This is a genomic window from Sphingomonas sp. CCH15-F11 (assembly GCF_001557005.1).
Classification (GTDB): Bacteria; Pseudomonadota; Alphaproteobacteria; order Sphingomonadales; family Sphingomonadaceae; genus Sphingomonas.
Genome location: NZ_LSKG01000046.1, coordinates 19,229 through 29,852, shown reverse-complemented (window position 1 = coordinate 29,852; position 10,624 = coordinate 19,229). Strand labels below are relative to the sequence as shown.

The 10,624-nt window shown below is 68.4% G+C and carries 10 protein-coding genes; 6 read left to right on the top strand and 4 right to left on the bottom strand.

The features are described from left to right. Positions 1–240, top strand: a 240-nt coding sequence (locus AX709_RS04895; RefSeq protein ID WP_269453975.1) for an isocitrate/isopropylmalate family dehydrogenase, incomplete at its 5' end; no start/stop codon positions are given. Beyond that, positions 237–1,367, top strand: a complete 1,131-nt coding sequence (locus tag AX709_RS04890; protein WP_443026194.1) for a glycosyltransferase family 2 protein — start codon at positions 237–239, stop codon at positions 1,365–1,367. The genes AX709_RS04895 and AX709_RS04890, both read left to right, overlap by 4 nt. A gap of 86 nt (positions 1,368–1,453) precedes the next feature. Here the strand turns inward: AX709_RS04890 and AX709_RS04885 are convergent, their stop codons facing one another. Continuing rightward, on the bottom strand, positions 1,454–2,710 hold the full coding sequence (locus AX709_RS04885) for a phospholipid carrier-dependent glycosyltransferase (protein ID WP_066547464.1): 1,257 nt from the start codon (positions 2,708–2,710) through the stop codon (positions 1,454–1,456). A gap of 113 nt (positions 2,711–2,823) precedes the next feature. On the opposite strand from AX709_RS04885, the gene AX709_RS04880 reads away from it, so the two are divergent. From AX709_RS04880 to AX709_RS04865, 4 genes are all read left to right on the top strand, one after another. Continuing rightward, positions 2,824–4,029 (top strand): trans-sulfuration enzyme family protein, encoded by a 1,206-nt coding sequence (locus AX709_RS04880; RefSeq protein WP_066477462.1) that lies wholly within the window; start codon positions 2,824–2,826, stop codon positions 4,027–4,029. 157 nt (positions 4,030–4,186) lie between these two features. Next, positions 4,187–4,585, top strand: a complete 399-nt coding sequence (apaG, locus tag AX709_RS04875; RefSeq protein ID WP_066477469.1) for a Co2+/Mg2+ efflux protein ApaG — start codon at positions 4,187–4,189, stop codon at positions 4,583–4,585. 157 nt (positions 4,586–4,742) lie between these two features. Next, the gene (locus AX709_RS04870) at positions 4,743–5,534 is read left to right on the top strand and encodes a LysR family transcriptional regulator (RefSeq protein WP_066477471.1); all 792 of its coding nucleotides are present in this window, start codon (positions 4,743–4,745) and stop codon (positions 5,532–5,534) included. Continuing rightward, positions 5,531–6,085, top strand: coding sequence for a GNAT family N-acetyltransferase (locus AX709_RS04865; protein ID WP_066477474.1), 555 nt, complete (start codon positions 5,531–5,533; stop codon positions 6,083–6,085). The genes AX709_RS04870 and AX709_RS04865 overlap by 4 nt, the downstream gene beginning before the upstream one ends. Positions 6,086–6,091: 6 nt before the next feature. Here the strand turns inward: AX709_RS04865 and AX709_RS04860 are convergent, their stop codons facing one another. From AX709_RS04860 to parE, 3 genes are all read right to left on the bottom strand, one after another. Then, entirely contained in the window at positions 6,092–7,228 is a 1,137-nt protein-coding gene (locus AX709_RS04860) for a hypothetical protein (RefSeq protein ID WP_066547461.1), read from the bottom strand. Positions 7,229–7,368: 140 nt separating this feature from the next. After that, on the bottom strand, positions 7,369–8,487 hold the full coding sequence (locus tag AX709_RS04855) for a WD40/YVTN/BNR-like repeat-containing protein (protein ID WP_066547459.1): 1,119 nt from the start codon (positions 8,485–8,487) through the stop codon (positions 7,369–7,371). A 65-nt stretch (positions 8,488–8,552) separates the two neighbouring features. Next, complete coding sequence (parE, locus tag AX709_RS04850; protein ID WP_066547457.1) at positions 8,553–10,529, bottom strand: DNA topoisomerase IV subunit B; 1,977 nt, start codon at positions 10,527–10,529, stop codon at positions 8,553–8,555. Positions 10,530–10,624 lie beyond the last annotated feature (95 nt).

Sequence of the window (10,624 nt, the reverse complement as noted above, 5' to 3'; positions counted from 1 at the left end):
GGGCTGTACGAGCCGATCCACGGCTCCGCCCCCGACATTGCGGGCCAGGGCAAGGCCAATCCGTGCGCGGCGATCCTGTCGGCGGCGATGCTGCTGCGCCATTCGCTGGGCGAGGCCGCGGCGGCGGACCGAGTGGAGGCGGCGGTAGCGGCGGCGCTGGCCGGTGGCGCGCGGACCGGCGACCTGGGCGGCACACTGTCGACCGGGGCGATGGCCGACCGGATCATCGCGGCATTGTGACGACGGGGGTGGGCGCGCCCCTGACCCTCGCGGTCGTCGTGCCCGTGTTCAACGAACGCGGCAATGTCGCGCGGATGGTCGACCGGTTGGCCGCCGTGCTGGGGCCGGACGGGTGGGAAGCGATCTTCGTCGATGACGACAGCCCCGACGGCACGGCGGGCGCGGCGCGCGAGCTGGCGCGGGTCGATCCGCGCGTGCGGGTGATCCAGCGCATCGGCCGGCGCGGGCTGGCGACCGCGTGCATCGAGGGAATGTGCGCGACGGCCGCGCCGCTGGTGGCGGTGATCGACGGCGACCTTCAGCATGACGAGGCGCTGCTGCCGCAGATGCGCGACCTGCTGAACGCCGATCCGGCGCTAGATCTGGTGATCGGATCGCGCTTCATGCCCGGTGGGGGCACCGGCGACTGGGACCGCGATCGCGTCGCCAAGTCGCGGCTGGCGACGCGGCTGGCGCGCGCGGTGCTGAAGGCCGAGCTGACCGATCCGATGAGCGGGTTCTTCATGATCCGCAGCGCCGTTGTGCGCGCGCTGGTGCCGCGCCTGTCGGGCATCGGCTTCAAGATCCTGCTCGACATCCTGACCTCGGCAGCGCAGCCGCTGAGATTCGTCGAGCTGCCCTATGTCTTTCGTGCGCGCGTCGAGGGCGAGAGCAAGCTCGATCATGTCGTCGCGCTCGAATATCTTATCGCGCTCTATGACCGGTTGCTCGGCTGGCTGGTGCCGGTGCGCTTTGCGATGTTCGCCAGCGTCGGCGCGATGGGCGCGGCGGTGCATCTGGGCGTCCTGTCGCTGCTGCTGGCGGTGAGCGACGCGCGCTTTCTGACCGCGCAGATTGCCGCGACGCTGACCGCGATGACGTTCAATTTCCTGCTCAACAACGCGCTGACCTATCGCGACAAAAGGCTGCGCGGGGCGCGGGCGTTGATCGGCGGCTGGCTGTCCTTCTGCACGGTGTGCGCGGTGGGGGCGGTGGCCAATGTCGGCGTGGCGGAGTTTCTCTATACCGCGCGGCAGGGCAATTGGGCGCTGTCAGCGCTGGCGGGGATCGCGGTGGCGGCGGTGTGGAATTTCGCGGTATCGTCGCGCTTCACCTGGGGCCGCTATGGCCGGCGGCGGAGTGTGTGAGGGGGAAGCGGGACCCCGGGTCAAGCCCGGGGTGACGAAGCGTAACGAGCCCGGTTTTGCAAGGATGTCTCTGTTCGCGCGCCAGCTCACCGCCAGCTGTCGAACCACATCCACTTCTCGAACCCGCGCGCGTCGGGCAGCGCGGCCCCCGACAGGATCGGGTAGAACCACGCGAACAGCACTGCGCTCAACGCGACGAACAGGAAATCGATCTCGCGCCGCCGCCCCCGTGCGAAGCGGTGGAACACGCCCGCCAGCACCGCGCACAGGATCAGCGCGGACAGGTGGTAGTAATAATAAAATCCCAGCGACTTGGGGATGACGATCCATATCGCGAGCGATGCGATCCAAGCCAATGCCAGCCAGCGTTCGCGCGCGCCCGCCCACAGCCCCGCCGCGACCGCGATCAGCCCGCCCCACATGATCGCGGGATTGCCGACCAGCAGCACGCCGCGCTGCACACCGTCGATATCGGGTTCGTAGAAATACCAGATCGGGCGCAGGATGAGCGGCCATTGCCACCAGCGCGACTGATAGGTGTGCGGGGCGAGGATTTGCGTCTGCTGGCGGTACATGTCGAGCTGGAACGGGATCAGCCGGGCAAGCGTCAGCGGATCGCGCGCATAGAAGAACGCCGGCGCGAACGTCAGGAGATAGGTGGCGATGCTGACCCCGCCGAGCAGCGCGAGCGACGCGGCGAGCGGCATGCCGCCGAAACGTGCGCCCGGCCGGCGCGTGCGCAGGGTGCGGTCCTGCACCGCGCATGCGACCAGCACGGCGCAGCCCATCGCCACATAGGGGATCGCCGCCCATTTGACCGCGACCGCGAGGCCACAGAGGATCGCCGCAACGCCGAGGAGGATGGCAGCCACCCGGGGCCGGCGCGCCTGCAACGCCCACAGCAGCGCCGCGGCGGCGAGCATGACGAACGCGCCGAGAAACGCCTCGAGCATGCCGGTGCGCGCATGCACGAACAGCAGCTGGTTGAGCATCGCCAGCAAGGCGCCGAGCGCGGCGGTGCGCACCCGGCGGTAGGTCAGCCAGAGCAGCGCGTAGATCGCCAGCACGCTGAGCGTCCCCGCCAGCGTCGATGCCGCGCGCCAGCCCACGGGATTGTCGCCGAACCCGGCGATGCCGAGCGCGATCAGCGCCTTGCCGAGCAAGGGGTGTTCGGTGTTCCACGGCTGTTCGAGCGCGAGCAGCACGCGGGCGGCGGCCACATAATGGCTTTCGTCGAAGACCAGGCGCGCCGGCTGGCCGAGATGGATGGTGAACAGCAGTTGCGCCGCAATTGCGAGCAACAGCGCGGTCAGCATCGGACGGTCACGCAGGCGGGCGATCATGGCGGCGGGCTCTAGCGCCCCGACGCGCCGGGAGCCAGCGCGCTTGTCCCGAATTGCGTCGGCGGCCGCAGCGATGCTTGCGTCCGCCGCTTTGCCCCGGCAAAGCAGGGCGCATGAAGCGCAACACTGGCCAAGATCGCGCGATCACGCGCCACTGGCGTCCCGCGACCCGGGCGGTGCGCGGTGGTACCGCGCGCAGCGAATATGGGGAGACGTCGGAGGCGCTGTTCCTGACCTCCGGCTATGCCTATGACTGCGCGGGCGACGCGGCGGCGCGCTTTGCCGGCGACCAGGCGGGCATGACCTATTCGCGGCTGCAGAATCCGACGGTCGAAATGCTCGAACAGCGCATCGCGCTGATCGAGGGAGCGGAGGCGTGCCGCGCGACGGCGAGCGGCATGGCGGCGATGACCGCGGCGCTGCTGTGCCAGCTTCAGCAGGGCGACCATGTCGTCGCGGGCCGCGCGCTGTTCGGGTCCTGCCGCTGGCTGACCGATACGCTGCTGCCCAAATTCGGCATCGCGACCACGATCGTCGATGCGCGCGATCCCCAGCAGTTCGCCGACGCCGTCCGGCCGGAAACAAGGGTTTTCTTCTTCGAAACCCCCGCCAATCCGACGATGGACATCGTCGACCTGGCGGCGGTGTGCGGCATCGCGCGCGAGCGCGGCATCGTGAGCGTCGTCGACAATGCCTTTGCCACGCCGGCATTGCAGCGGCCGATGGAATTCGGCGCGGATGTCGTCGCCTATTCGGCGACCAAGATGATGGACGGGCAGGGCCGCGTGCTCGCGGGCGCGGTGTGCGGCAGCGAGGATTTCATCACCGACACGCTGCTGCCCTTTACCCGCAACACCGGGCCGACGCTCAGCGCGTTCAATGCCTGGGTGGTCCTGAAGGGGCTGGAAACGCTGGACCTGCGCATCCGCCGCCAGTCGGAAAATGCGCTCGCCGTGGGGCGTTTTCTGGAAGGCCGCGTGCCGCGCATCCTCCACCCCGGCCTGTCCAGCCACCCGCAGCACAATCTGGCGATGCGCCAGATGGACATGGCGGGGTGCATCTTTGCCTTCGAGGTCGAGGGACGCGCGCAGGCGCACGGCCTGCTCGACGCGCTCGAGCTGATCGACATTTCCAACAATATCGGCGATTCGCGCTCGCTGATGACGCATCCCGCGTCGACCACGCATTCGAGCGTGGCGGAGGAGAAGCGGCTGGAGATGGGCATCGGCGAGGGGCTGCTGCGCCTGAATGTCGGGCTGGAGGACCCCGCCGACCTGATCGACGACCTCGACCGCGCGCTGAAGGCGGTGGGGCTGTGAATTCGCTACCTTGTCTCTTTGATCCGTTCGCTTCGAGCCCTTCGACTGCCCGAAGGGCGGGCGCTCAGGATAAACTTCCGCCAGTGGCGGAAGTCGAGAAGCGTATCTCGACTTCGCTCGATACGAACGGTGCCGTTTTACCCCGCAGGGCGCCACAATGAAGGCGCTGTTCGGCGACGTCGCGGAAACACGCGGGATCATCGTTCGCGTCGCGGTCAGCTTTCTGCCCGAACAGTCGGAGCCCGATCGCGGCCGCTGGTTCTGGGCCTATCATATCCGCATCGAGAATGACGGCGCGCTCGCCGTTCAGCTGCTCACCCGCCATTGGACGATCACCGACGGACGCGGTGCGCGCCACACGGTCGAGGGTGAGGGCGTCGTCGGCGAGCAGCCGCTGATCGCGCCGGGCGGCAGCTTCGACTATGTCTCGGGATGCCCGCTGTCGACGCCTTCGGGGTCGATGCAGGGCAGCTATCACATGCTCGCCGAGGACGGGTCGACCTTTGACGTCGCCATCCCCAAATTCGCGCTGATCGCGCCGACGGTGGCGGGATGAGGGGCGAGGTGGGCGTCGTTCCTGTTCAAAGCCGGCCAAACCACACGTCGTCCCGGCGGAGGCCGGGACCTCTGGCCAATGGGGCGCCCAGGTTTGCCCAAGGTCCCGGCCTCCGCCGGGACGACGCTGTTTCCATGTGCAATCGGGGCGCACGCCCATGAAGCGCACCCACTTGCCCCTGAACGGCCTGCGTGTGCTCGATGCGGCCGCCCGGCATCTGTCGTTCACCCGCGCCGCCGATGAGCTGGCGGTGACGCCGGCCGCGGTCGGCCAGCAGGTGCGCGCGCTGGAGGACACGCTGGGCGTCGTGCTGTTCCGCCGCACCGCCAAGGGGCTGGAACTGACGCCGGAGGGCGAGGCGGGCCTGAATGCGCTGCGTTCGGGCTTCATCCAGTTCGAGGAAGCGGTGCGGGCGATGCAGGCGGGGCAATCGTCCAAATCGCTGACCATCGCCGCCCCGCGCGACCTGACCCAGAAATGGCTGATGCCGCGCCTGGCCGAGATCGCCGCGAGCGACGGCGACATCCGCTTTCAGCTGATTGCCGCCGACGAACCCGTCGAATTCACCGAAGCCAATATCGACCTGGCGATCCGCTGGGGCGAGGGACCGGGCGAGCATGAGGGCGAGGCGCTCGAGTCCGACGGGATGGTAACCGTCGAACGGCCGGGCGGCGGGGCCGATACCCGGATTTCGTGGCCGGGATGTCTGTCGGAAGACGCGGTGTCGCTGGTGCGGGTCGGCGATGCGGGGCTGGCGATCGAGGCGGCAGCGGCCGGGCTGGGCCGCGCGACCGTGCCCGAGTTGCTCGCACGGGCGGATCTCGCCGCGGGGCGCGTGGCAATGATCGGCACGCCCAAGCCGTTTGCGCGCGGCTACTGGCTGGTCGCGCCCCTGCCGCAATGGCGCCAGGCCAAGGTCAAGGCGCTGGTCGATCGGCTGGCGCAGTGACCGATACGCCGGTGTTCGAGACCAAGCGGCTGCGCCTGCGCCCGATCACCGCCGACGACGCGACCGCGCTGCACCCCGTGCTCAGCGATGCGCAGGCGATGCGCTACTGGTCGCGCGCACCCACCACTTCGGTCGCCGAGACGCGCGCCTATATCGATCCGGCGCGGCCCGCGCATGGCTGGCGGTGGTGGGCGATCACGCTCAAGCCGTTCGACTTCGCCATCGGCTGGGTATCGGTGGGCGAGCGCCGGCAGGGCGGGGTTGCCGAGATCGGCTATATCCTGGCGCGTGAGCATTGGGGACGCGGCATCGCGCGCGAGGCCGTGCGCGTGGTCATCGACCATTTGTTCGACGTGGAGGAACATCGCCGCGTCTTTGCCGACACCGATCCCGAGAACGCCGGATCCTGCCGGCTGCTCGAGCAACTGGGCTTCACGCTCGAGGGGCGGCTGCGCGGCGAATGGGAAACGCATATCGGAGTGCGCGACAGCCTGATCTGGGGCCTGTTGCGCGAGGAGTGGCAGCCGGGCCGGTCGATGTCACTGGGGTAGGTGGCGTCAGGGCGGAGTCAGGTCGAGGCGCTCCAGAACCGGATAGCCGCGGCGTTGCTGGATCGGCACTCCCCGGTCTTTATGATAAGGCGATGTCAGCGTATAGCGTTCGATCCGATAGGATTTGACGTCGTCAGCAAGCGGCGCGTAGCGACGCTCTCGGATCGAGGCGATGAGCGACAGCGCCCAGTCGCCGGCCAGCTTTTCGCTGGCGCGCAATTGCTCGACCTCGCCGACGCTGCCGTCGCGGGCGATGCGAAAGCCGATATCGACCCACTGGTCCTCCCAATAGCGCCGTGCGGCGGCCGAATAGGACCCCTTGCCGCGTTCGGGGAAGTCGACCGGGGGCGCTGTGATCAATACCGGCTGCGCGCTGCGCGACGCATCGACGCCGCCGGCAGCGATCGCCTGCTCGACCGCATCGCCGTCGCCGCGCGCGACAGCGGCACGCGCGAGCAGGCCACGCGCGGCAAGGCGGACGTCGGCGTGTTCGGGCGCGGCATTGGCCAGGATCGGCGCTAGCAGTGCTTCGGCGCGACGGACCTGCGCGGGTTCCGGTGCGGCTCCGGCGCCGAGCTCGATGCGCGCCAGGCGAAGCCGGGCCAGCGCGTACCGGTCGAACAGGGCGGGGGTGTCGCTGCGCCTCGCGGCCTCGCGGTAAAGATCGCGGGCATAGTCGAATTCGCGTTCGCGCAGCAGCACGTCGGCGCGTTCGATCAGCGCGTCGATGACGCGCGGGTCGTTCGCGCCGAACGCCGATTCCAGCACCGCCTGACGCTCGCGCGAATTGAAGATGCCCTGACGCGGCGCACCCAGATGCGAATGGATTCGCGAGAGCACGAGATAGAGGTCGGCGACCGGTTCGGGATAGTCGCCGCGATGCTGGCGGTTGCGTTTCAGGCTGTCGTCGATGCCGTCGCGCGCATCGCGATAGGCCCCCGCCAGAAACCGCGCCTCCGCCAATGCGATCGCCGCGTCGATTTCCGCGTTCGGCGGGCAGTTGCGCGCGATGCATTCGGCGAGTGCGCGTTCAAGGTCGGTGACCTTCGTGCCGACGACGACGATGTCGCGGCCGTCGGTCGCAGGTGCCGGGGCCGCATCCTGCGGCGTCAGGGTCAGCAGCAGCATCGGCCAGACCGGCATTCCTCCCTCCTGCGCGCGGGATCGTCGCGAACGACACGGATCGCTGCGTCGTCGACGTGCTCAATGACCGGAAGATGATGCCGCGAAGCTGAACCCCAGCCGAACGGCGCGCGCCGCGATGACGGCGCAACGCACTGAATTTATCGTGCTCTTGCCGTGACCTGCGGCGCTGGATCGACCGTCAGCCTCTGCACTTCGGTGCCGATCGCGAAGACGTGCGCACGCTTGCCATCCTGCACCACGCGGAACTTGTTGGCGGCGCGCGCGACCGGGGCGGGGGCGAAGGTCCTGCCGCCGTCGCGGGTTTCGAACCCGCCCGCCATGGTGCCGACAAAGCCGTGGTCGGCGTCGACGAAACCGATGCCGAACTGGCGCGCGGCGGCATTTTCGACCATCGGCAGCTCGGTCCAGCTCTTGCCGCCGTCGCTGGTCTTGACGATCAACTGCTGCGCGCGGGCGGGATCATAGGACTGGACGGTCGCATAGCCGGTGGTTGCGGTCGGGAAGCTCGCCTTCCAGATCAGCTCCGCGCCGCGGCCGGAGGTGTACACGCGCGTCCAGCTCTTGCCGCCGTCCGTCGTACGCAGGATCAGACCCTCGGTCGTTTTCGGATCGGTGCCGGTCGAGGCGAAGACCAGCCCGGTGCGCTCGTCGAAGAATTTGATGTCGAGGATCATGCCGGCATGTTCGGCCATGTCGATGACCGACCAGCTCTTGCCGCCGTCGGTCGAGCGCAGGATGCCGGTCGGCCCGCCGACACGGCCGGCGGCGTGGATGACGACACGCGGCTCCAGCTTGCCCTGATAGATGCGCTGGGTCTTGAGCACGTCGATCGCGCAGACCCCGGCGATCGTGCGGCCGCCCAGATCGACCGGCGTCCAGGTCGCGCCGCCGTCATCGGTGCGATAGAGCGGCGTCGTGTCGGTGACGCCGGGATAATAGTCGGTGCCGATATTGCCGATGAAGCCGGTGGTGCGATCGACAAAGCCGAGCGCGCGGATGAAGGTGCCGGGCTTGCTCGCCACCTTGGTCCAGCTTTTGCCGCCATCGGTGGTACGATAGAGGTCGCCCTTGCCGGTGCCGTACCAGCCATGCGTCGCATCGACGAAGCTGATGTCGTCGCGCTTGCCCGGAAAGGACTCGGTCGGCAGCGTTTCCCAGGCGGATAGCGGGGCGGCAGGCATGGGGTCCGGCGCGGCCGACAGGGCCAGGGGCGTGGCCAGACACAACAACCCGATCGACACCAGACGCATGGACATCCCCCTGTTTGTAGCGACTACGGAACGATCGCGCCGGCCGCACGGATCGTCAAGAACCCCAGTCATCAGGCGTCGATCTCTTCCTCGTCGATGCGCGCGGCGTTTTCCTGGATGAAGGCGAAGCGGTGGGCGGGGTTGGTGCCCATCAGCCGGTCGACCAGGTCCTTGACGCCGGCGCGCGCCTCATATTCCTGGGGCAGCGTGATGCGGATCAGGCCGCGGGTCTTCGGGTCCATCGTGGTTTCGCGCAACTGGATCGGGTTCATCTCGCCGAGCCCCTTGAAGCGGGCGACGTCGACCTTCTTGCCCTTGAACTCGGTCGCTTCCAGCTCGGCGCGGTGCGCGTCGTCGCGGGCGTAAAGCGATCGGGTGCCGGCGGTCAGGCGATAGAGCGGTGGCTGGGCGAGATAGAGGTGCCCCTGGCGGACGATCTCCGGCATTTCCTGGAAGAATAAGGTCATGAGCAGCGTCGCGATATGCGCGCCGTCGACATCGGCGTCGGTCATGATGATGACCCGGTCATAACGCAGATTGGCGGGATCGCAGTCCTTGCGCGTGCCGCAGCCCAGCGCCTGGACCAGATCGGCGATTTCCTGGTTCGCCAGGATCTTGGCGGAGGTGGCGGACGCGACGTTGAGGATCTTGCCGCGGATCGGCAGGATGGCCTGGGTCTTGCGGTCGCGCGCCTGCTTGGCGGAGCCGCCGGCGCTGTCGCCCTCGACGATGAACAGCTCGGTCCCTTCGGGACTGTCGGCGGAACAGTCGGTCAGCTTGCCGGGCAGGCGCAGCTTGCGCGCGCTGGTCGCGGTCTTGCGCTTGACCTCGCGCTCCGCCTTGCGCGCCAGGCGTTCGTCCATGCGGTCGATGACATAGGCGAGCAGCGCCTTGCCCCGATCCATGCGGTCGGCGAGGAAATGGTCGAAATGGTCGCGCACCGCGCGCTCGACCAATGCGGCGGCCTCCGGACTCGTCAGGCGATCCTTGGTCTGGCTCTGGAACTGCGGATCGCGGATGAAGACGCTCAGCATCAGTTCGGAGCCCGTCATCACGTCGTCGGCGGTGATGTCCTTCGCCTTTTTCTGGCCGACCAGCTCGCCGAACGCGCGGATGCCCTTGACCAGGGCGGCGCGCAGCCCGGCCTCGTGCGTGCCGCCGTCGGGGGTGGGGATGGTGTTGCAATACCAGCTGTATGATCCGTCGCTCCACAGCGGCCAGGCGACCGCCCATTCGACGCGACCCTGGCTGTCGGGAAAGTCCTGCGCGCCGGTAAAGAAATCGGCGGTCGCGCATTCGCGGGTGCCGACCTGTTCGCGCAGGTGATCGCCCAGCCCGCCGGGAAACTGGAACACCGCCTCCGCAGGCGTGTCGTCGCCGACGAGCGACGGGTGGCAGCGCCAGCGGATTTCGACGCCGGCGAACAGATAGGCCTTTGACCGCGCGAGCCGGTAGAGCCGCTGCGGCTTGAACTGCATCTCGCCAAAGATTTCGGGGTCGGGGGTGAAGGCGACCGACGTGCCGCGCCGGTTGGGGGTGCCGCCCAGATGCTCGATCGGCCCCAGCGTGACGCCGCGCGCGAACCGCTGGCGATAAAGCTGGCGGTCGCGCGCGACCTCGACCACCGTATCCATCGACAGCGCGTTGACCACGCTGATGCCGACGCCGTGCAGCCCGCCCGAGGTGGCATAGGCCTTGCCCGAGAATTTGCCGCCCGAATGGAGCGTCGACAGGATCACCTCCAGCGCCGACTTGTCGGGAAAACGCGGGTGCGGGTCGACCGGGATGCCGCGGCCATTGTCGACGATGGTCAGGCGGTTGCCGGCGTCGAGCGCGACTTCGATCCGTGTCGCATGGCCGGCGACGGCCTCGTCCATCGCATTGTCGAGCACTTCGGCGGCGAGGTGGTGGAGCGCGCGTTCGTCGGTGCCGCCGATATACATGCCCGGTCGCCGCCGAACGGGCTCCAGCCCCTCAAGAACCTCGATCGAGCTGGCGTCATAGCTGGTGCCGGCGGGGGTGGAGGTTGCGAACAGATCATCGGCCATATGCCGGCTATATCGACTGCGCGTGCGCCCGCAATGGCCTGGCGCGGCTGACAACCCCTGTTGCTGCATTGCAACAGACGCTGGCGCAAATCGGA

Bases quoted from the DNA above. Each gene is read 5' to 3' on its own strand.
- AX709_RS04885 (WP_066547464.1), bottom strand. From the start codon at position 2,710: ATGATCGCCCGCCTGCGTGACCGTCCGATGCTGACCGCGCTGTTGCTC.
- AX709_RS04880 (WP_066477462.1), top strand. From the start codon at position 2,824: ATGAAGCGCAACACTGGCCAAGATCGCGCGATCACGCGCCACTGGCGT.
- apaG (WP_066477469.1), top strand. From the start codon at position 4,187: ATGAAGGCGCTGTTCGGCGACGTCGCGGAAACACGCGGGATCATCGTT.
- AX709_RS04870 (WP_066477471.1), top strand. From the start codon at position 4,743: ATGAAGCGCACCCACTTGCCCCTGAACGGCCTGCGTGTGCTCGATGCG.
- AX709_RS04860 (WP_066547461.1), bottom strand. From the start codon at position 7,228: ATGCCGGTCTGGCCGATGCTGCTGCTGACCCTGACGCCGCAGGATGCG.
- AX709_RS04855 (WP_066547459.1), bottom strand. From the start codon at position 8,487: ATGTCCATGCGTCTGGTGTCGATCGGGTTGTTGTGTCTGGCCACGCCC.
- parE (WP_066547457.1), bottom strand. From the start codon at position 10,529: ATGGCCGATGATCTGTTCGCAACCTCCACCCCCGCCGGCACCAGCTAT.